Consider the following 21,108-nt stretch of genomic DNA (forward strand, 5'->3'; position numbering starts at 1 on the left):
AAAGTGCGTCAATGGGTGAGCAGTGAAGATAATGCTTTGGATTAGAGGATGAATCAGTATTTTGCAACGGTTGCTCGCGGATTAGAAACCCTCGCGGCTCAGGAGTTAGAGCAACTGGGTGCCCATTCCGTAGAGCCGGGCTTTTGCGGTGTAGCCTTTGAGGGCGATCGCACTTTACTTTATCGCGTCAACCTCTGGGCTAGGCTGCCGTTCCGAATCTTGGTGAATATCAATGAGTTTCCATGCCTTGATGCTAAGGATCTCTATCGCGGTATCCAGACTATCGATTGGGTAAACTATTTAACGCCAGACATGACCCTGGCGGTGAATGTCACGGGCAAAAACCAGCACCTCAACCACAGCCACTTCACATCTCTTCAGGTCAAAAATGCGATCGTCGATCAGCAGCAAGAAAATCTGGGCGAGCGTTCAAATGTAGAGCTTCATGAACCAGATGTGCGGGTTAATGTTCATATTGAACGCGACTTTTGTACCGTTAAACTCGACAGTTCTGGAAATAGTCTGCACCGCCGAGGCTACCGCCCTGCGGTTGGAGTAGCCCCTCTCAAGGAATCTCTAGCTGCTGCCCTGATTCAACTTTCGGGTTGGCAACCCAACCAGATGTTCTACGATCCTCTGTGTGGATCTGGCACTTTACCTCTGGAAGCTAGCTTAAAGGCACTGAACATCGCACCAGGGCTGTTTCGTGAATCCTTTGGATTTGAAAATTGGCTCGATTTTGATCTGCCCCTTTTAGAAAAACTGCTCCAAGAAGCTAAGGACAGTCAACTTGATAGCCTGACTGCACCTATTTGGGGAAGCGATCGCGATGAAAATATAATTGAGCAAGCGATTAACAATGCTCAAAACTGCGGCGTTGATAATCATGTATGGTTTTCTCAAATGGAGCTTGCTGATGTTGTTGCCCCCGCAGACAGTGGGGTTTTATTCTGCAATCCACCCTATGGCGAACGCCTGGGGCGAGATAGCGATCTAGGGGCGTTCTATAAACTTTTGGGCGATGTGCTGAAACAACGCTTCAAAGGCTGGACTGCGTTTGTACTCAGTGGCAACAAGGAACTGTCTCAATCGATTGGACTAAAATCATCCCGGCGGATTGCGGTGTATAACGGAGCGCTGCCTTGTCAGTTAATGAAATATGAGTTGTATTAAGACAAAGACGCGATGAATCGCGTCTTACCTGTGATATTTTTAATACTCTTTAACAAATTTAAATTTAGCCACAAAAAGCTTGAAACCACGTTTTAGTCTGTATTCCGGCAGTTATGATGACAACGTTAAAAAAAAGTGGCAGTATAATCCGTGACTGACAACCTGCAATTTATTTATAGCTAAGGGGCCATTTATGTCAGATCAATTTACGTTTACCGTTACCAATGATACCGAACAAGCAATTACAGAGTTGTGGGTATCTGTCGATGATGAAGAGTGGGCTTCATTTACCTTGAGCGATTCAGGGATTCCATCGGGTGAAACAGTAACAATTGCTTGGGCTGAATATACGAATGGTTCGCCCTGTGAATGGTACATCTCTGCTGTATTTGAAGATGAATCAGAAACTGAGTCAGCCCTATTTAACTTCTGTAAAGAACCAGCTTTAACAATCGGATAAATTCTGCACTGCGATCGCCACCGGAAAGGGCGTGTACGCCATCGCGCTTGACGCATGATTGCATATCGATTTCAGCCATAAAAACCAAAGCCCTGCCTCGAAAGCATCTAGGTGGGGCTTGATATTAGAATTGATATTGGCAATACCAGATAATGATTTTTGAATAAAACTCAGTACATATAAAGCACAGCCTCACATAAAATTGGTATGAGTCATCAGTACGTTTGCCTACAAGATTATCCCGTTATATTGAAAGGCATTATCCCAAACATAATCAATCACTGCTTTAGCATCATCCAAGGGGAGAACTTGACATGCTCCCTGGTGATTATATGTTAGTAAAGCTATTTCTGATATATTGTCTGTTGTTTCGCTATTTGGAATTACTTGGCCACGAATAGCTTCTAGATTGCTCAGAGGCCCTTGAATATCAAAGTTAATCTTTGTACCTAGTTTATTCTCCATCCAAGTTTCAATGCGAGAATCTAATTGTTCAGGGCTTAAGGGTGTAGGACTGGTAAGTAAGTGATAGTATGCCAGAATAATTTCCTTACATTCTTCTTCTTCTGCCAATTCAATAAACACTTGAAATACACTGGTATTGTTAGCTAAATTCTGGAAAAATAATGTATCTGTAACTTTTTTTTGAAATTTAATTTTTTTATTTTTGTAATTAGTGTATTGCTTAAAGGCAAATCCACCCAAAGAGAGCGCTAATGATAAAGTTGCCACCAAAACTGGCATAAAATTTCTAACTTGAGACAACTCTACATTTAATGATTCAATTAGAAATGACACATTTAGGACTAACATAATTGCAGCAACCAGCAATAATAAATTCGGCAAAGTCCTTAATACCAAAGGAATTGCCGCTCCAATAGCAGGGATTCCAAATAGTAAACGATCTTTCCAGGTCATACTCGTTTCCACGTTGGGAAAGAGTAAGTCAATATCTAGTTTAGGAATATTTTTGTAGCAGTAAACATACATTTTACCGGGAATGAATTTTAAATCTTGGATATTCACCTTCTTTGCACGAAAGTAAGCTGCTTCTTTGAACTTGACTAATAAAACAATTCGTTCCAAGATATCAATAGTATTTTCTTCTTGCCAAAAGAAGAACTTTTTTACTAAGATTTTTTTGTAACTATCACCCCGGTAGTAACAAAGAAAGCGGTCAAAATCCTCAAAATCTACTTGAGTTTTCAAATCAATTAGAGATTGGGTTGTCACTGATCGTTTGACAATCGATTCAGGCAAAAGAATATAATTTGCTCTTTCGACAATATGTTGAAAGGCATCAATTACTTGGCGCTCCATTTCATCATATTGCTCGAATGTTGGTGGAGTTATTGGTTGAACATCTTCATTAGGGTTAAAGGGTACATAGTTATCTTTGATAATTTCTAAGGTTTGGTGGAAGCGAAAGTGATAGTAGGCAGCAAGGATTTGGCAAAAATCTTGAAATTTCTTGGCATCATCCCAATTTAGCTGACCGTCTTGCAGGCAAAGTTTGATAATATCGCTGCGAGTATAAGGAATGAATGCTTCTCGATTTTTGTCAACAACCATGTTCAAAGATTAATCGGAATCTAACTAATGGGTTTGCCAAGCTCCACGAAAATGGCGAGTATCAGACATTATGTTTTTATTGATAACTAAATTTTAGTATCTTGCGTGGTAAGTCTGACAATTTTTCCTGAGCAGAGAGGGGGAAATAAGTTCGTAGTAAGGACTTTAGTCCTGGATTTTTAAGCACGTTTTGTGCTTAGGGACTTCCAAGAAATAAATTATCAAACGAACCACAGAGACACAGAGAACACAGAGGAATAAGGAGGAGAGAGTTTTTTGCCAGTTTGTTGAGTATTTTTTTATTTGGAAGTCCCTTACTAAAAACTCACATTCCTCAAAATACTTAAAGCCATTGCCTCCGCTACCTTGATACCATCGATACCCGCCGAGAGAATTCCCCCTGCGTATCCTGCGCCTTCACCAGCCGGATAAAGACCGACTGTATTTAAACTCTGATAATCCTCTTTGCGTTTAATCCGAATCGGTGATGAGGTACGGGTTTCCACTCCAGTCAACACGGCATCATCCATCGCAAATCCTTTAATTTGTTTGTCAAAAGCGGGAAGGGCTTCGCGGATGGCAGCGATCGCATAATCTGGTAAACTCTGACTCAAATCGCCCAAGTGTACTCCAGGTGTATAAGACGGTTTAACAGTGCCCAATGCTGTCGAGGGACGATGGTTAAGAAAGTCTCCCACCAACTGTCCTGGAGCTTCATAAGTTCCACCGCCTAATTCAAAAGCTCGTTCTTCCAAGCGCCGTTGGAAGTCAATTCCCGCTAAGGCGTTTCCTGGATAATCTTCTGGGGTGATGCCCACAACGATCGCACTGTTGGCATTGCGCTCATTGCGAGAGTATTGGCTCATCCCATTGGTGACAAGTCGCCCCGGCTCTGATGCGGCTGCAACCACTAAGCCCCCCGGACACATACAAAAACTATAGACAGAACGACCATTTTGAGAGTGGTGAACCAGTTTATAATCGGCAGCACCTAAAAGCTTATGACCAGCTTGAGCGCCGAAACGACATTGATCGATGAGAGACTGGGGATGTTCGACCCGAAAGCCGATGGAAAAAGGTTTAGGCTCTATGTAAACTCCACGATCGTATAGCATTTGGAAGGTATCGCGGGCGCTGTGCCCTACTGCCAGAACTACATAATCGCTGGCGATATATTCCCCACTGGCGAGGGTAACTCCCCGCACCTGTCCATTTTCGATGTTGATATCTTCCACCCGACTTTCAAAGCGAATTTCGCCACCGAGGGATTCGATTTTGGCACGCATACTTTGGACGATTCCCACCAGTTTGAAGGTGCCGATATGCGGTTTATTGATATAGAGAATTTCCGGTGAGGCTCCCGCATTCACAAGTTCGGTTAGTACCTTGCGCCCATAATGCTGAGTATCTTTAACCTGACTGTAGAGTTTGCCATCGGAGAATGTACCCGCCCCACCTTCGCCAAACTGGGCATTAGATTCGGGGTTGAAATCTGATTTTTTCTTCCAAAAGCCAAAAGTATCAACGGTGCGATCGCGAACTTGTTTGCCACGTTCTAAAATGATGGGACAAAAGCCCATTTGCGCCAGCATCAAACCCGCAAATAATCCACAAGGCCCAGTACCAATGACGATAGGCCGAATCGCCAAATTGGTTGGTGCTTGTGCCACTGGGCGATAACTCATGTCTGGAGTGACCATTACATGAGGATCTTTTTTCAGGCGCTTAAGTAGATAAGTTTCCTGAGTCGTTTCTACATCCAGAATATAAACAAGGGCGATCTCTCCTTTCTTACGGGCATCGTAGCTACGCTTGAAGATGGAATAGCTGATCAAATCTTCGTCCGTGATTTGCAGCTTTTTGAGGATGGCAGTCTTGATCTCATCTTCAGGATGATCGAGCGGGAGCTTTACTTCTGTTAGGCGTAACATAGCGAGGAGAAATGCGTACTATCTATCAAAATATTAGCAAGAGGGGCAGGAGGCAGGGAGAATACTGCCTTCTGCCGAAACTTTACATGAACAATGACTTTTCTACGTCATGGAAAAACCTACGAAAAACCTAACCCCCCTCCCGACGCAGTTGCAATGAGTAATAATATCTAGCAAAAATTACCTCAGCACAAGTATGCGGCTTGCAAACATCAATACCTGTTAACGTGTAATTCCAGTGTATTGAGCAACTTGGGCAAGTCCTTTTGAGAAACCTGACGTGTACCCGTCTCGACTGCATCAACCCAGGAAATGCTTTTCTCCATCGTTGTAGCGAAAAATGCTCTAGACCAGCCTTTTGCTTTTCTCGCTTCTCTGATAACATTACCTGATAGAGGCTGGATATTGTTTGCACTTAGCTGATTCGAGTCCACGGTCAAGCGTTCCTGCACTTCTGCTGGTAAATGAAAACGCCATCTAGAATTGAGTATTTGATTCCAGTAACCTATAGGTCTTTTAGCAGTTTTGCTGCTTGTTAACCAAGCTGGGCCTGTTTCCAGTTCTGCTTGCCATCCAGCTTCTTTGACAACTTTCAAGTCAGTTTCCAAATCATCAGCTATTTGCCGTCTAAGCTGTCTGTCTTGCTCTGCCGTTGACACTTTGTCTTTGCCGTAAGCAATCTCCATCAGAGTCTTGCCCATTACACAATCCTGAAATTCCGGTTTGATTTGGAAGGTTAGCCAAACTAGCATTCTAGCCGCGCCAGCATTTTGTTTACCAATACTAAATAGTTTCTGTACGGTTTTCTTGGTAATAATTCCAGTTTGGTAATGGTATTTAGATTTGTTGAGGAAGTATTTTGTCCATACTCCAGCTTGACCTATCACCTTTAAACCCACTAGCTTGTTATTGCCAGCTTTATCTGTTTCAAAATCTCGTATTATGCTGATGTCCCAAATCTTTAAATCAGCAACAGTAAAAGCTCCAGCTTTCTCCTGTTTAGGCCATGCAATACAAGCTAGTACTTGAGCAGGTTGCCGTAACAACTGGTACAAAATACTCAATTTTTCATGCTTGCATAAGTCCCTACGTTTCACAAGCCCTGTGTATTCAAGTAGTTGCTTGTCATCTATTACAAAATTACCTGACCAAGGTTTATCTAGGCTAGCTACTAAGGCGCAGTAAATCAGGTGGATAGCACACGCCCTCGGATCAAATTCGTCTATAACAACTAAAGCTGCCTCTTCTGCCAGTGTTTCTGGTTGTGGAGTTTCGGGATTATCTGTTACATAGTAAAAGATTTTTCCTTTTTCAGCTTCTTTTTCGTAACTAAAAGTATTATTTACTTGATTCCATGACAGATTCATTTTTTGAGATAAGACTTCAGCAACTCCAGACAAAACTAGCGACAATGCAGCAACATTAGTCTTACTATCAGGAAATAAAGAAGCTTTTTTAAATTGCCGACGTTTTGCTGAATCCTGGTAATTTAATTGTAACTTTTGCTCGGATTTATTAACTCTGTCTTGAAAATGAATTTGTTTTTTTAATTGAGTATTTAAGTGTTCCAGAGATTCTTCATCAAGAGCAGCATTAGTTTCGTTTGGATTTGGATTACGGGAAATAGTAATTCCCATGAGTTGGTGAAATAAATGCAAAAGCTTACTATATATTTTTTTTGCTAACTCTTTCATTTTCCTACTACCAATCTGCTGCTAACTTATGTAATTTAGAATGATGAAATAAAGACTGAGTTTCTTCAGATTGACCTTGCTAGAATATAACTCTCAGCCGCTTTTCGTTGCTTTAAACACCACCAATAATCCAAGATATTTTCTACTAAGTGATACTAATCTAATAAAAAGTGGTCAAGTAAAAAAATTGATTTTTACTTGACCATAATTATCAGTGATGAGTTCAAGCTTTCACTGATTGTAATTACGAATTGCAGCTTTGCTGCTTGAGGTTACTAGCGGTACTGTTGGTCAGCCGGATCACCGTAGGGGTCTTCGCTAGCTGGGCGGACATTACCATACTGCCTGTAATCCGCCGGATCGCCGTAGGGGTCTTCGCTAGCTGGGCGGGCGTTACCATACTGCCCGGAATTTCCTTGGTTGCCTCTTTGCATTAACTTTTTCATAGCTAGGGCGGCGATACCAGCCATCGCTCCCTTCGCTAATGGATTGCTCATAATGTTACCACCTTGACCACCCATAAAGCTCCCAGCAGCACCACTCATAATTTGACTGAGTATATCTGGTTGTTGCTGGTGAACCCGGCCTGTCGCTTGAGCAAGATAATTTGGGTCTTGAAAGCGATCGTCTATACCATCTTGGTTTAGATCGGGAAAATTCAAGTTTGAAGAGCGCGTTTGCTGTTGAAGAGAGCGACCAAACTGCATCCGCTCTTGTGGTGACATCCGACTAAAAGCTTCTTGGGCAGATTCCTGATAAAGGTCTGGAGGTAACTGTCTAGATACTTGCTGATAACGGTTTAAAACTTCTTCATCTGAGTATCCCTCATGAGGTAAGCCTTGCTCGTAGCGGTTGACAAAATTGCGGTAGTCATTTTCTGGAACCTCACCGCCACCGAAGATTTTTTCTAATAGATTCATTTGTGACTCCTAAACTGTGATTTCACTAAACTATCAACGGTAAAGTAATTACTTTCAATATATTAATAGTTATACTTTTTCAAAATCATCTATCAAAGGTTACTCTTACTTTGATAAAAGTATAACTATTAGTATCTAAGACTCCAGTTTGAATTTTGAAAGCCTCCTGAGACTCAAAACGCTGTTGTACAAAAATAATTAGAAGTCAAAATATTTTCAACAATTAAATAGGATTTCTATATACTTGTATAAAATTTTAAAAAAGACTTCTCCGAGAAATTATAATAATGCTTGATATGATCCTTTTGAGTATTATTAACTTTAAATACACAAAAAGTTTCTATAGGACTAGTATTTGATTTTTGAAATTCACGTAGTGGACTGTCTACGCAAAATAGTGCATTAGACGTAGACGTAGTGGTGTGACAAGACTAAAATGTTGCAATAAATTTTCTTGTGGGGCGGGCATCTTGCCCGCCAATTAGGACGGGCTAGAAGCCCATCCCACAAGAGTTTGCTAATGCACAAATTTAGCCTTGACACGCCAGTAGGTTGGGTGGAGGCTTTGCGTAACCCAACATCCTGATATATGTTGGGTTGCGCTCCGCTCCACCCAACCTACAATTTTTTTGCAATCATTTTAGCCATGACAGTCCATTACAAGACTACCGAGATTTTTTCAGAAATCAAATATGATTCCTATATTAGAAAATAGAATGACGGTTAAACGCCATCTATTTATAATCTGTACAAAAATTAATTTGTCGGAACAGTACCTGCACCCAAACCCCTTAAGTCTCGCCCTGTGGGACTGTTGTTATATCCTTGAAAGTCCCGGTATTGTTGTGCCTCCTCCTCTGGAACACGAATGCCCTCTTGTGGCGGTGTTACCCAGACAGGGCGATTTTGAGCATCTCGATAGTAAACACGCCCATTCTTAGAAAGGTAGTATTTCCCCTGCGCTCCTGCTCCTTGGGCATTCTTTCGTTGATTGTAGAGGTAGAAAAGTCCAGCAGCTCCTGCCAAGATTGCCACTTTCTGCCCTGTACTTAATCCCCTCCTAGCTTGGGGTTGATTTACGGGGGCGCGATTATTTAAATTTCTCCCAACAGTATCGTCAATTGGAGGTTGCGTAGCATTTTGGGAACCTCCGCCGCAGCTATTAAGCAAAGGGACTGTTAGTAATGTTGAAAGAAATATTGTTGTTGTCAGCGAAGCTAATCTATTTGTCTTGATCATACATTTTCTTTTCCGGCTAATTTAGCTGATGTGGTATAAGATAGGACTTACGCAAAAAGTGCTAAAAAGCTTAATTTATCGAACCGCCATCTCTACGAGAGGCTTTCGCCAACGCGTAGCGTCTCGTTAGAGAAGAACACCAAGAATCTACAGTTTTATAGAATGGTCAAGCAAAACTCAGCTTTTTACTTGACCAAAAGTTCAAATACACTGTATCCGCCACGATACTTTAGTTAGCTTAAAGTCTGTGATTCTTCTCTGCCTAGAGTTTGTTTTTTAAGCAAGCTAATTTCTCCTGCTAATTCTTGCCGAGTCGAATCTTTGAGCAAATAGCGGGAAGTAAACCAAATTGTGTAACCAAGTCCAATTAATTGGAGAAATGGAGAAACTAGGGGAATATCATTTATGGCGTTGAGTACCGCGAGAAAAATCCTTAGTGCCGTAACTGTTATCACAAGCAACGCAAAGCTGATAATCAGCAACTTGTATTCTTGGTAGAATCTACCTATGTACTCAGGTATTTTTGCCAAAAATATAGAAATCTGTCTACCAATTTTTTGCCATTGTTCTTCATTTTCCGAGGCAGGTGGCAACATTGCCAGGTTTCCAGACTCTGAACCTTTAAGTGCTTCTATCTGGTTTGGGGAGGCAGTATCGATATACTGATCTTGCTGTAATTCCGTATCCATAAGTATCTCCTGATTTTCTGCAATGAGAGCAGTTTTAAAGTTTACACCTTGTTATTATCAATTTTTGCAACGGTTGCTTTATAACTAGATTTCTTACTCCTTCGCAGCACAGCTAAATATTTATTTGCAAATTTATTAGGACTTTAATAATATTTAGGCATTTTTAAATTTCCTTCTCATCAATCTTTTGGCATAGATTTTGTCTTCTAGAAGAGTGATAGAGCAAGTATTACAACTTAAGCAAATAAATCTTTAATAATGTGAGGATATTTTATTTAAGTGTAAGGTGTGAATAAATATATCAAAGTAGCTAGATTTGATAGCGTGTATTGATTTAGCTAAATTTAGTTTTGAGATTTACTGCTAGAAACTAGTCACATAGATGCTAGAAACTAGTCACACTATTTACAAAAACTAGTTTAAATAAATTTTATAAATAGTAATACATTAATACTAAAAGGCTGTTTGATATCATACTTGTGGGTTATTAAAATATATTTAATTACTTCGATTGATTAAATATCAAGATAATTTAAGTCAATCCTCGGAGAGAAGATGTATATAAACTAAATTGTGTAATTTATAAAAAGACACAGGGAGATTTTAAGGAATAAAATAATGCCACTTCAAAAAATAAGTGAATTTGATCAAGACTATCGTAATACTCTTGAAGGTAACGACATCAAAGGAATGGGTGTGTATGTTCAAGGAACTGATGAGAAGATTGGCACAGTAAATGATGCTGTAGTAGATGGCCAAGGAGCATTCCGCTATTTAATTGTTGACATAGGCTTTTGGGTTTTTGGCAAGAAAATCTTACTACCAGTTGGTAAATCGCGTATTGACTCTACAGCTAACCGTGTATATGTCGTTGGTATAACAAGAGAGCAAGCGGAAAATTTACCTGAATATCAAGAGCATACAACGCTTGACTACGACTATGAAGAACAGGTGCGTGGAGGATATCGCACACCATCTGTAGAAAGTTCAGGTACGTTAGGATCGACAGCTGGCGGCACTACTCCTAGTCCTGACAGCTACACCTACGCAGATGATGCGGATCTGTATGATGTCAGCGCTCACGAAGACCAAACCTTCAAACTCTACCAAGAAAGGCTAGTTGCTAATAAACAGCGCCGAAAAAGCGGAGAAGTATCGATTAGTAAGCATGTTGAAACCGAAACTGCAAGAGTTGCTGTTCCGGTGGAAAAAGAGCGAGTCGTGATTGAGCGAGTGACTTCTCAAGACACAGGCAAAGTTGTGTCTGCTGAAGCGACGGACTTTTCCGAGGGCGAGGTAGCGCATATAGACCTCTATGAAGAAGTTCCAGATATCCGAAAGGAAGCTTTTTTGCGCGAAGAAGTCAAAGTGCAGAAAGTTGTAGACAAAGAAACCGTTGAAGTTCAAGAAACCATTCGACGCGAAGAATTAGATGTTGATACTGATGGAACTCGAATAGAGAATAAAACTGACCGGGGTTAACCTACTTAAACTACAAAGGTGATTGCATTTGAGTTAGTAGGAGTGGGTTTTCTACCTACTTCTACTAAAAATACTCTTAGTAGATCGATATTGCAGAATAGTCATTAGTTTAGATGAGGTGGTTAAATTGAAAATAATTCAACAGTTTCGTCGGGTTTTAACAGCTTTAGTCTTGGTATTAGTACTAACAACGACTGCCGCCTGTAGTGGTACTGTTCAAGCTAAACAACCAACTCAATTACCGTCTGAAATCAGTCATAGTGCCGACTATGCCTTGTTGTCACGCGGTAACAGTGTACAGGGTCAAGATTTTGGGAACTGGGTTGTCAGCACAGCCAAAGGAATTGTCCAAGATGCTTATGTACGTGACAACAATAAGTTAGGTGTCGTGATTACGCCTAAAGTTCGTCCGACCGAAGTGCGACCATTAGCAAAATCCTTACTTCAAGGTTTTCACAAAAATTTCCCCAATCAAGACTTAAAAGTTTTGATGTATGCACCAGACAAAAAACTGATTTTGACGGCTCAGTATGATGTGCAATCTCAGCAAGTTGAGTATAAATAGGGACTCGTTTTTTGGAGAAAACCTGAGTTAATTCAGTTGATTGCAAGTATAAAAAGGAGACATTTAAAATGAGCAGCAGTGACAAGTATAAACGCGAAATTCTCAACGAGTTGGCTCACGGTAATACAGAGTCTTTAGATGATGTTTCATCTGACCAAACTCAGGAATACCAAAATTTTGACGATTTTGCCCAGCGTTCATCTCACGATCAACGTCGGCAATTGTTTAGTAAATATTTCAACCATAACAGCATTCCACCAAGCCAGCTGGAGCCAGAACTCCAAAAAGCGATCGCTCAGATTAAGCCTAACGAACGGGATGATGTTGCACGGGCATTTTTCAAGCACTTAAAGCAAAGAGGTCTAGACGAGCGCCATCTGGAGCGAGATTTGGGACTTTCTACCCACAACCCTAACCACATAAGTGCAGATGACCTCAGCAAGGTGGCATCTTTCACATATCATAGCCATCCTGACATCTTCCACGAAGTGATGGCTGAACAACCAGCGATTCTGAAGTTTCTCAGTAATCCAATGGTAGGTGCAGCTTTAGGAGCGATCGCCTCTAAATGGTTTGGTCATCATAAGTAAGCATTTCCAAATTTGGTACACATAATCCTTTGTCTGAATGCTGCAAATATAGTGGGGGATTCAAGGCGCAGCTACAGTGAAAAGTCAGACACGAGCAAGGGTCAAAGTCAAGAACACCAAAATCTCCAATTTAGTGGCTTGCAATTTAGATAAAATATGAGCCACTATTTTTTATTCCAACCTCCTGTCTCATTCACACAAGGCTAACAGCTGCCTCTAACATTCGTATTGTCCCAAGTTCAGCATTTATTTCCACTTCTACACCGATTGGCAAAGTAAATTTATCCTTAATATGACCAATCATTGAACCATACCAAGCAGGAATACCTAAAGGAAGTATGTGTTGTTGCAATACTTGCATTAATGTGAATGACGGTTCATCTCCAAGACTACATTTAGTGCATTGCCCAAAGATAAAACCAGCAATTTGATTAAGTATCCCAGCAGTTTTTAACTGCGTCAGCATCCTATCTATACGATAAACATCCTCGCCAACTTCTTCCACAAACAAAATGCTTTTGTTCCAAGAAGGTAGGTAAGGTGAACCTACCATTGCTGATAGCACTGATAAGTTTCCACCCACAAGTTTACCTCTCGCCTTTCCCGGTGCTATTGTCTCCATCCACACTTCGCTAGGGTTGAGATTTTGCATAGTCACAGCTTCACTATTAAATAGGATGCGCTTGAAGTAATCGACTGTAAATTGATTCCAGGTAGACGTGGCAACTGGCCCATGAAAAGTAATCATTTGACTACGGGCATTAATTGCCAACAACAGGGTAGTAATATCGCTGTACCCGATGATAATTTTTGGATGGGAACGGATTAGCGAATAGTTGAGTAAGGGTAAAATGCGATTGCAGCCCCAACCACCACGCATAGGAATAATTGCTTTGATGGTGCGATCGCTAAACATCAAGTTTACATCCTGGGCGCGATCGCCGTCTTTTCCTGCTAAATAGCCATAACGATCTAAAATATGCTTCCCCAGCTTGACTTTTAACCCTAACTGTGATATTGATTTCCGCGCTGCTTCGATGTCTTTAGCGTCAACAATACCCGCAGGGGCGATTAACCCTACGGTATCGCCAGCTTGCAGGCGGGGCGGCTTGCGGATGGTGTTTAGAGATGGCTTTCCTTGGGCGGTAAATGATGGTATCTGGGTGGCTAAGGTAGCAAGTCCACAAGTTGTGATAAATTCCCGACGTTTGATATTCATAACCATTGAGTTGGGGACTGGGATAGTGATACCAATTCACAAAAATGCTGATACATATAGATTTATCGTAGGGGCAAGGCGCAATGCCCATAAGTGTCAACTTAAGCTTAAACGCTTATCCCACAGGCGTTTTACCCCCCTTAATCCCCCCTTGTTAAGGGGGGAAACAAGAAATTTAGTTCCCTCCCCAATACATACGGGGAGGGTTAGGGTGGGGTGATGCGGATCGTGATAGGAAGGCAGAGAACTGAATATCACGTCTTGACAAGGCTTTCACCTTAAATTGACACCAATGGGCATTGCCATGCCCAAACAGCAGCGTATTTGTATCATTATTAAAGTGAAATGGTATGACGAATTTTAATAGGTTATAGCAACGCCTAAATCATTCATAAAAAGTTAGATCCTCGACTTCTAAAAGAAGTCGGGGATCTGGACACCGCGAATTTTTACAAATCAAATAGGATTGCTATATGTAAATTTGGATTGACTAATTTTACTCATTAATCATGCGGCGAAGATCATCAAGAGGCGACTCTGGTTCGGTGATTTCTGAATTGTTGCTGTTAGTTATTTGTAAATCTTCCTCTTCAACATAAAATTCAACGCTTATTTTAATTTTCACTTTCCCCTTTTTCCAGCTTGGAGAACCTAGTGTTAAAATTTCGCAATCTGTGCCTTTCTGAAACCAATTCCCATTCAGAGACTGTTTTCTATTTATTCCTTGCCTACTTAATTCTTGATTCAATATAGATTCTAACGTGGGGTTAAATGAGGTATCCATTGCTTGTTTAAATTTAGCAATTTTATATGTGTTGCCTCCAAAGTCCAAAACATCACCATCGTTACACTCTATTGGCTTGAATCTATCTTCCATATAAACTTGATTTTTGAAATTTTTCTAATTTACACAAAACTATACTTAGTGAGTGTTTTAGCACTCACTAAAAGCTACAATTATCTCAAATCATCTTTGAGATTAAAATTAAACCTCTTGTATCACATCAGAAATCACAAATCCATTATTACTGAACTTACCAACAGTATCAAACGAATCACCAATGACAGGCAAAAGATGATCGTATAATTGCATCACCTGTAAACAAGTATTAATACTAGAAGCTGCTGAATTATATGCTGCAATATTTTCTTCAACAACATTCAACAATCGGCGATTATTCGCAATTTTTTCTTCAGCTTCTTGTTGCAGTATTTTCTCTAAATAAGCACGCGCCTGTGGGTATTGCTGCAAAATTTCATCTGCTTGCTGATTTGCCATTGGTATCAATTGAGTTTTCAGTGTTTGATTAATGGTTTGACGGAAAGATGTACGAATAGTATAAGAAACTTTTGGTTCAAAATCTAACTTCAATAACTGCCTAATCGCTGGTTCTGCTTCCACGATACTTTCAGCGTCGTAACCTTGAGAAGTTTGCGATAAAGTTTGGCGAAATTGATATATAGAAAAAGTGCCTTCATCGTAAAATCTGGGGCTTTCTCGCACGAAGCGATCGCACTCTACACTAGCTGCACTTACTAATGCTTGAGTAACGCTTTTTTCTAAATTTCTAATCTCTTGTTCAATTCCACCATCATTGTCTAATAAACGATACAACTGGCGATAATATTCTGAGTTGCGAATCTTGTCAATCAATCGTTGGAAATAATTCGCTACTACTTGCTGAGAAGATTCAATCAAAATATCTTCCAGTTGATTTGCTAAGTAATAAAATGCCTCTACTAAAATAGCAATTAAAGGTGCAGTAGCATTGCGAGGATGGCTGATGGTTGCACGTCGATAAGCATAAGCTACAGAAAAAGTATCTAGCAATTCATCTAAACGGCGAATCATTCGTGATTGCAATTGCTTAAAATCTGTTTCAAAAGCATCACAAGAATTATTAATTATTTGGTTAACTTCTTCTGTAATATGCTCACTAAATTCTCTACCAATTTGCTGGAGTTGGTGATTTAGACGTTGCAACTCTTGCGATTTCATACTCTCAATTTCTTGAGGCTGACTATCTAAATTACGTTGTACATTCTGATAATGTTTTTTCAGTTTAATACAAACATCTTCCAAGTCATCAGCAAGATTTTTAAATAATTGGGGACGCTTTTCTTCTGTAAGATAGCGAGTAATAGCCGTGCGAAATTCATCAGTACCGCTATCTTTAATTAATTTTTCTATTAGTTCATTTCCCCAATCTCCTAAAACCCGCACATAATTTTGATTTGGGGTTTCATAGCCGTTAACAGAGACACGAAATTTAGTGGTAGATAACTTTCCTGAATTTACGCAGTAGTTGTTAAACGCATAGACAAATTGTGGTGTTTCTTCTTTACCATCTAAACCTTTTATACTTTCTGCAAAAACAGAATCTAAACCAAATCTATCTTGTTGACTTGTCTGTTTAATTTGACTGCCGTAAAATCCTAATAATCCACTGGTTTTATAAACCTTGTTTGAATTCCCAAATTGTCCACTAATTAAATCGTCTAATCGTTGCCGTAGTTGGGTATTGTACCAAGTTTCATCGATGCGATTGAAGACATAAAAAACGCGATCGCGTACTCCCCCATTCTCCCGCATTAATTCTAAAAGTTCGGTTTCTTCTTTTGTCATGTCACCCGCCGAAGCAGGTTTTAGCACACACACCACCGCCGAAGTATCAGGATGTTGAATTTTGGCATAAGTTAGTTGGGCATCTTTCTCTACTGGCGCATCTATACCAGGTGTGTCAATAATTACATTTCCATCTTGTAGCAAAGGATGATTGCAGTAATATTCTATTCGCTTCAACACGGCACTATTACTACCACGACGGGCATATCCAGCCGCTTCCTTGAGGTTAGAAAAGTTAAATTGCTCCATTGAATATGTAGCATTATTAACCGTGTAGATGCGATCGCGGTTTGCCATATATCCCTCTAGCAACAACATTAACGCCTTCGCCTGTTTTGCACGTTCTGATTTACTCTCACCACCCTCCTGTTGAATAATCGCTTCAGAACCTTGACGTAGCAGGTTAATTACCTCAGCTTGGTTAATATTAGTGACTGTCTGAAATCCTAGTTGCTGACACAAATAAACTGCTTGTTCCCGAATTTCTGCTTCACTTAAAAACGTCAAAACAACACGTTCTTTATCTACTTCTGCATACTCGATTTTGCATTCTGTACCTGTAGCGTGTCCCTCTGCACTGTAGAGTAATTCTCTTTCTAATAGTGCATTGATTAGCATTGATTTCCCAGCACTAAAAGCACCTGCAAATACAATTTCAAACTTGGGAGAAATCGCCTTACTTAAAGAAGTTCGTATATGTGTAATATCTTGGGAACGTAGTGTTGGTTCTTGTTGTAAAAGTTGTAATATAGATTCAACCCGATCTTTCAAATTTTGGCACTGAAGCGGTAAATCTGACATATTCAGCATCCTGACAATATTTCTCTATATATTAGTAATATTTATTGTCTTGATGGTTCAGTAAATTTCCTGAGAATTATATGTGGTTTCTTGCTAGAAATTACTACTAATTAATGACTAATTATCCCAAATTATTTGTATATTTGTAGGGGTGCAAGGCCTTGCGCCCCTACTATGGAATATTTTTTAACTGGAAGTCCCTCATACCAAATATGGATAGACAAGTTCTAGCTATTACCGTAACTGCTTATGGCGATAACTAGAATCGTATTCGCGTTTTGGAAGCGGGTTTCAAACTCATTTATCGAAACCAGTCTCTCTAGGACAACTAGTTGAGATTGTCGCTAATTTGTTGGCTGCTCGTAATTGGTAATAAATCGCATTTTTATCTCTTTTGAGGCACTAATACAGGCAGTTTACGTCCATCGGCTGCAAATTTAGCGTGTTGTCCAACAGTCAAAACATTAAACTGACTAGATATTATTTCTAAACTTTTGTTCACTATTGCCAGCTTTTTGTAGGTGGGAATACTCATACCAGGAAAGAATGAGAGTTCTGGCACATCTTCTTGACTTACAAAGTCTGTAGGATGGAGTAGCAAAGAAGGCTGGACGCGTGTAACTTTACACAGCCACAGGGCAATTCGCAGGTACAGTAACGCCACTTCCGAAGAAAATGTACTCAGAAACATTATGTAACTGAAGTGAATTGGTACTTTGAAAATTGGCATAGTGGTAACGGGAATTTCAGTCAGCTTATCCTTATCTAGTTGCCACTGGTAAGGTTTTAGAGGCTGCAAACCCTCTTTAAAACCGCCAAACAGCGCTTCCCGTTTTTTACGTTCTTCCTTGCTCAATTTACAAGTTATTAAATAATATGCTCGTGCTATGGGCCCCAAAAATGTGGGGAAAGTCGAAGCATCATATTCGTATCCCCGTCGTGCTAAGACTTTTAATACTGCTGGAGAAAAACTGTATCCTGGCCCCCGAAAGCCGATAGGATGTTGATGAGTGACGCGCTTGATATGTTTTTCCGCCAGTGCCACCTCTTCTTCAATTTCATTCTCTGAATACAGATGTAGCCAAGGATCGTGATAGAATGAATGGTTGCCAATTTCGTGACCAGCGCTAGCGATCGCTTGTATAGCCTTAGTATTCTTTTCTAGCGCTGCATCCTGACCGACAATGAATACTGTGATTGTCAAATCCCATTGCTTGAGAATATCTAAGAAACGAGGTACTGCGATATCCAGGTAAGAAGGATAAGTCTCCCAACCCGGAGCGCCCTGATTTTTTAAATAAGACCAAATATTATCTAAATCTAAAGAAAGACTGGCTATTGGTTTATTTCTTTTTTGCTTTGTTTTCATTATGAGTTAAATTATTTGGACAATTTTAAGCGTCAAGTATAGTTTAAGGTTTGGACTTTATTGGTCAAGTTCCATAGTTCGATGGGGGCTGATACCATTTTAGATTTTAGATTTTGGATTGGGAATTGCCTTGGTGCATCTGGCTTGCTGTGAATCCATCTGCATTGGTGTAAACTTCAGCCGAAAACTATATCGGACAGGCGTTTTGCAAATCCCTCACGCCCTCATCCCCTAACCCCTTCTCCCTTGGGAGAAGGGGAATTGAATGTCTAGCTCCCCTCTCACGGATGGGAGAGGGGCTGGGGGTGAGGGCAAAACGTTGTCACCAAGCGGGTTTAGCGTTAAGTTGATACCTATGCTTCATCTATCGCAATCATTTTTCAAATTGGTATGAGTTTAAGGGAAACCTCAAGCTAGAATGTTTGCGGCTCATAATTTTCAAAATAAAGAGTTACTTTAAGAGCAGCATTTCGTAGGCATCGCCCGTCATATCATGTCTGCTTGATTACTTATTAAACCCGAAGAACCCCACCCCGCCAAAGCTGCGCTTTGTCTCCCCTCCCCGCTTGCGGGGAGGGGTTGGGGGTGGGGTGCAATGACTGTGGGAATCATAACTAATTATGCGGACATGATATGAGGGAATAAAAAACAGCTTTGTTTCTTCGAGAGGGGTTGGGGGGATTAAAAGTCTGTGGAGCCACTCTAAAAGACTTGTGTGTACTTTGCGATCCACATCCTAGATGTTGATTTGCTGCCTCTGGGTTAAACACATGGCAATTCCCTTTTCGTAGTAAGCTGCCTCATTAATAAAAATGGGCCAAACAGTAGATGCACCTTCATAAACAATTGTTTTATCGTCAAAAGTTATAAAGATTGGATCTCCTGGGTTCAAAGCTTGATAATCCTTATCCTGAAGCTCTGGATGAATCATCCCAAAGATTGTACCATCAGATTTTTTTGGGTAGTCTACAACTGATAAGTGGTCATAGAGAATCAAGGTTTCGTTATTTGATGGAATTTTACCCTGGTTAAACTGTTCTAGGTAGTCCAGAAGGGCGCGAACAAGTTCCTCGGTTTGTTGGAACAGCGTTGCTTTTAAAAGTCCTTGGGCAATTGGGCCAACCTCGAACGCAAAGCCTAATTCGCACAGAGAATTTACAAATGGGTTTTCTGCAATTGATTTAAAAGAGCAGCGATAAACCCTAACCAAAGGATTAAGCTGGCTCAGATAAGCAGCCAATTTCAAGTTGAAGGGATGACTGTTATCAAGAATAATTGTCAGACCCATATTAGCTGTACTGCTGTGTAAGTCTAAAATGAAATCTGTTTGTTTATCCCCGTTTGATGCTAGGGTATTGTGGATTAATTTAGCTTGCAATTCCTCGTAACTTTCCAGAGTCGGATCTTGTAAATCTTGCTTGAGAAAACAGCGATTTAAATCTTTCTCTACATATCGTCTCCCGGCGGCAAAAGCATGAGGATTTGCCAACAGAGTGACTGTCTCAAAACTCGATCTAGTAATTATATTGGGAAATTGGGCAAATTTCTGGATTAAGTAGGCTCCTGTAAACTCATTGCCATGAGTTCCACCGACAATTGCAACCCGATTAATCTGATTCATGAAGCATTCACCTTGCCAATGCGATCGCGATCGTGTGGTTGATTAAGATAAGACATATCAGGGCCATTGGGAATAATTCCGCCGGGATTGAGTGGGAATAGGTTCCCGTAGTAGTCCCGCTTCACGCTTTCTACGTCGCAAGTGTCAGCCACACCTGGAAGCTGATACAAGTCACGTAGATAAGCTCCGAGATTCTGATAGTCTCGAATTCGCTGCTTATTGCATTTAAACAGCCCATAGTAGGCACTATCAAACCGAAATAATGTCGTAAATAACCGCACATCTGCAAGTGTCAGATGTTCACCGCAGAGATAGCGATTAGTCTGCAATGCAAGTTCAATCTCATCAAGAGTTGCGAACAGTTCATTACAGGCTTGATTGTATGCTTCTTGAGTCTGGGCAAAGCCACAGCGATACACACCGTTATTTACTGCGTGATAAATCTTTTCATTCCACCAGTCAATTTTCTCTTTAAGTTCTTCTGGGTAGAGATTTAGCGTCGGATTGTTGGCGAACTCGTTAAACTCAGAGTTCAGCATGACGATAATCTCTGAACTCTCATTATTGACGATCGCTTTTGTTTCGTTATCCCATAGTACTGGTACTGTAGAGCGTCCACTGTAGCCGGGTTCTGCCTTTTGATAAAATTCAGCCAGTGTGCGACAACCTTCTTCTTCTTGGTTAAATATCCAACCGCCTTCAATGGGAGAAGGAGATACTATACAAACTGATATTACCGCTTCGAGTTTTTTAAGCGATCGCACAACCAAAGTTCGATGTGCCCAAGGACAACCCAATCCAACATAGAGTTTGTAGCGCCCCGTTGCTGGTGGGTGGGGATTTCCTGACTCTGTACCGATGAACTTGCGAAACTGACTATTAGGACGAATATATGCTCCCGACTGATTGCGAGGAGCAAGGTTTGACATCATTATCTGCCACATAGTCGTCCAGACAAACTTTCCTACCCAGATAATCAGCTTGGGAGGAAGCGACTTACCTTTCTTCTTGGGGAGCTTTTTCTCGTCATCCATTGGAGTTGAGTTAGTCATGGCGACAATTTTGCTTTGGGAGCGATCGACGTTACTGCTGTATATGCTGTTAAATTTATAGTCGGTAGGTTCTCATACCTACATGCACCTTACTTTAACTCTACT

17 protein-coding genes are annotated in these 21,108 nt (G+C 40.6%); 5 read left to right on the forward strand and 12 right to left on the reverse strand.

Features of this window, described 5'->3' with window-relative positions:
* Window positions 1-48 precede the first annotated feature (48 nt).
* Together CDG76_RS02440 and CDG76_RS02445 are read left to right on the forward strand one after the other, a co-directional pair.
* On the forward strand, window positions 49-1,173 hold the full coding sequence (locus CDG76_RS02440) for a THUMP domain-containing class I SAM-dependent RNA methyltransferase (RefSeq protein ID WP_094347483.1): 1,125 nt from the start codon (window positions 49-51) through the stop codon (window positions 1,171-1,173).
* A 193-nt stretch (window positions 1,174-1,366) separates the two neighbouring features.
* The gene (locus CDG76_RS02445) at window positions 1,367-1,633 is read left to right on the forward strand and encodes a hypothetical protein (protein ID WP_094347484.1); all 267 of its coding nucleotides are present in this window, start codon (window positions 1,367-1,369) and stop codon (window positions 1,631-1,633) included.
* A gap of 228 nt (window positions 1,634-1,861) precedes the next feature.
* On the opposite strand, the gene CDG76_RS02450 is transcribed toward CDG76_RS02445, so the two are convergent.
* The 6 genes from CDG76_RS02450 to CDG76_RS02475 form a co-directional block, all read right to left on the reverse strand.
* Entirely contained in the window at window positions 1,862-3,205 is a 1,344-nt protein-coding gene (locus CDG76_RS02450; protein ID WP_094347485.1) for a TMEM143 family protein, read from the reverse strand.
* A 317-nt stretch (window positions 3,206-3,522) separates the two neighbouring features.
* The gene (locus tag CDG76_RS02455) at window positions 3,523-5,136 is read right to left on the reverse strand and encodes an NAD(P)/FAD-dependent oxidoreductase (RefSeq protein ID WP_094347486.1); all 1,614 of its coding nucleotides are present in this window, start codon (window positions 5,134-5,136) and stop codon (window positions 3,523-3,525) included.
* A 212-nt stretch (window positions 5,137-5,348) separates the two neighbouring features.
* Window positions 5,349-6,830, reverse strand: coding sequence for a helix-turn-helix domain-containing protein (locus tag CDG76_RS02460; RefSeq protein WP_190240732.1), 1,482 nt, complete (start codon window positions 6,828-6,830; stop codon window positions 5,349-5,351).
* A gap of 275 nt (window positions 6,831-7,105) precedes the next feature.
* Window positions 7,106-7,750 (reverse strand): hypothetical protein, encoded by a 645-nt coding sequence (locus tag CDG76_RS02465; protein WP_094347487.1) that lies wholly within the window; start codon window positions 7,748-7,750, stop codon window positions 7,106-7,108.
* Window positions 7,751-8,506: 756 nt separating this feature from the next.
* A complete protein-coding gene (locus CDG76_RS02470; RefSeq protein WP_094347488.1) occupies window positions 8,507-8,989 on the reverse strand; it encodes a hypothetical protein in 483 nt (160 codons plus the stop codon).
* Between the two features lie 233 nt (window positions 8,990-9,222).
* Window positions 9,223-9,678, reverse strand: coding sequence for a CAAD domain-containing protein (locus CDG76_RS02475; protein ID WP_094347489.1), 456 nt, complete (start codon window positions 9,676-9,678; stop codon window positions 9,223-9,225).
* Window positions 9,679-10,296: 618 nt separating this feature from the next.
* On the opposite strand from CDG76_RS02475, the gene CDG76_RS02480 reads away from it, so the two are divergent.
* The 3 genes from CDG76_RS02480 to CDG76_RS02490 all read left to right on the forward strand — a co-directional run bounded on the left by CDG76_RS02480 (window position 10,297) and on the right by CDG76_RS02490 (window position 12,315).
* Window positions 10,297-11,160, forward strand: a complete 864-nt coding sequence (locus CDG76_RS02480; RefSeq protein WP_094347490.1) for a DUF2382 domain-containing protein — start codon at window positions 10,297-10,299, stop codon at window positions 11,158-11,160.
* A gap of 127 nt (window positions 11,161-11,287) precedes the next feature.
* Window positions 11,288-11,725, forward strand: a complete 438-nt coding sequence (locus CDG76_RS02485; RefSeq protein ID WP_094347917.1) for a hypothetical protein — start codon at window positions 11,288-11,290, stop codon at window positions 11,723-11,725.
* A 68-nt stretch (window positions 11,726-11,793) separates the two neighbouring features.
* Complete coding sequence (locus CDG76_RS02490; protein ID WP_094347491.1) at window positions 11,794-12,315, forward strand: hypothetical protein; 522 nt, start codon at window positions 11,794-11,796, stop codon at window positions 12,313-12,315.
* Between the two features lie 193 nt (window positions 12,316-12,508).
* On the opposite strand, the gene CDG76_RS02495 is transcribed toward CDG76_RS02490, so the two are convergent.
* The 6 genes from CDG76_RS02495 to CDG76_RS02520 form a co-directional block, all read right to left on the reverse strand.
* Window positions 12,509-13,534, reverse strand: a complete 1,026-nt coding sequence (locus CDG76_RS02495; protein WP_094347918.1) for a S66 peptidase family protein — start codon at window positions 13,532-13,534, stop codon at window positions 12,509-12,511.
* Between the two features lie 496 nt (window positions 13,535-14,030).
* Entirely contained in the window at window positions 14,031-14,411 is a 381-nt protein-coding gene (locus CDG76_RS02500) for a KGK domain-containing protein (protein WP_094347492.1), read from the reverse strand.
* A 108-nt stretch (window positions 14,412-14,519) separates the two neighbouring features.
* On the reverse strand, window positions 14,520-16,961 hold the full coding sequence (locus CDG76_RS02505; RefSeq protein ID WP_094347493.1) for a dynamin-like GTPase family protein: 2,442 nt from the start codon (window positions 16,959-16,961) through the stop codon (window positions 14,520-14,522).
* Between the two features lie 385 nt (window positions 16,962-17,346).
* Window positions 17,347-18,330, reverse strand: coding sequence for a polysaccharide deacetylase family protein (locus CDG76_RS02510; RefSeq protein ID WP_094347494.1), 984 nt, complete (start codon window positions 18,328-18,330; stop codon window positions 17,347-17,349).
* A 736-nt stretch (window positions 18,331-19,066) separates the two neighbouring features.
* Window positions 19,067-19,951: an aspartoacylase gene (locus tag CDG76_RS02515; RefSeq protein ID WP_094347495.1), complete on the reverse strand. Its 885-nt coding sequence runs from the start codon at window positions 19,949-19,951 to the stop codon at window positions 19,067-19,069.
* Entirely contained in the window at window positions 19,948-21,003 is a 1,056-nt protein-coding gene (locus tag CDG76_RS02520) for a glutathione S-transferase family protein (RefSeq protein WP_223265103.1), read from the reverse strand. The genes CDG76_RS02515 and CDG76_RS02520 overlap by 4 nt, the downstream gene beginning before the upstream one ends.
* Window positions 21,004-21,108 lie beyond the last annotated feature (105 nt).

This window comes from Nostoc sp. 'Peltigera membranacea cyanobiont' 210A, assembly GCF_002246015.1.
Taxonomy (GTDB): Bacteria; Cyanobacteriota; Cyanobacteriia; order Cyanobacteriales; family Nostocaceae; genus Nostoc.

Bases quoted from the DNA above. Each gene is read 5' to 3' on its own strand.
- CDG76_RS02440 (WP_094347483.1), top strand. From the start codon at position 49: ATGAATCAGTATTTTGCAACGGTTGCTCGCGGATTAGAAACCCTCGCG.
- CDG76_RS02445 (WP_094347484.1), top strand. From the start codon at position 1,367: ATGTCAGATCAATTTACGTTTACCGTTACCAATGATACCGAACAAGCA.
- CDG76_RS02450 (WP_094347485.1), bottom strand. From the start codon at position 3,205: ATGGTTGTTGACAAAAATCGAGAAGCATTCATTCCTTATACTCGCAGC.
- CDG76_RS02455 (WP_094347486.1), bottom strand. From the start codon at position 5,136: ATGTTACGCCTAACAGAAGTAAAGCTCCCGCTCGATCATCCTGAAGAT.
- CDG76_RS02460 (WP_190240732.1), bottom strand. From the start codon at position 6,830: ATGAAAGAGTTAGCAAAAAAAATATATAGTAAGCTTTTGCATTTATTT.
- CDG76_RS02465 (WP_094347487.1), bottom strand. From the start codon at position 7,750: ATGAATCTATTAGAAAAAATCTTCGGTGGCGGTGAGGTTCCAGAAAAT.
- CDG76_RS02470 (WP_094347488.1), bottom strand. From the start codon at position 8,989: ATGATCAAGACAAATAGATTAGCTTCGCTGACAACAACAATATTTCTT.
- CDG76_RS02475 (WP_094347489.1), bottom strand. From the start codon at position 9,678: ATGGATACGGAATTACAGCAAGATCAGTATATCGATACTGCCTCCCCA.
- CDG76_RS02480 (WP_094347490.1), top strand. From the start codon at position 10,297: ATGCCACTTCAAAAAATAAGTGAATTTGATCAAGACTATCGTAATACT.
- CDG76_RS02490 (WP_094347491.1), top strand. From the start codon at position 11,794: ATGAGCAGCAGTGACAAGTATAAACGCGAAATTCTCAACGAGTTGGCT.
- CDG76_RS02495 (WP_094347918.1), bottom strand. From the start codon at position 13,534: ATGAATATCAAACGTCGGGAATTTATCACAACTTGTGGACTTGCTACC.
- CDG76_RS02500 (WP_094347492.1), bottom strand. From the start codon at position 14,411: ATGGAAGATAGATTCAAGCCAATAGAGTGTAACGATGGTGATGTTTTG.
- CDG76_RS02505 (WP_094347493.1), bottom strand. From the start codon at position 16,961: ATGTCAGATTTACCGCTTCAGTGCCAAAATTTGAAAGATCGGGTTGAA.
- CDG76_RS02510 (WP_094347494.1), bottom strand. From the start codon at position 18,330: ATGAAAACAAAGCAAAAAAGAAATAAACCAATAGCCAGTCTTTCTTTA.
- CDG76_RS02515 (WP_094347495.1), bottom strand. From the start codon at position 19,951: ATGAATCAGATTAATCGGGTTGCAATTGTCGGTGGAACTCATGGCAAT.
- CDG76_RS02520 (WP_223265103.1), bottom strand. From the start codon at position 21,003: ATGACTAACTCAACTCCAATGGATGACGAGAAAAAGCTCCCCAAGAAG.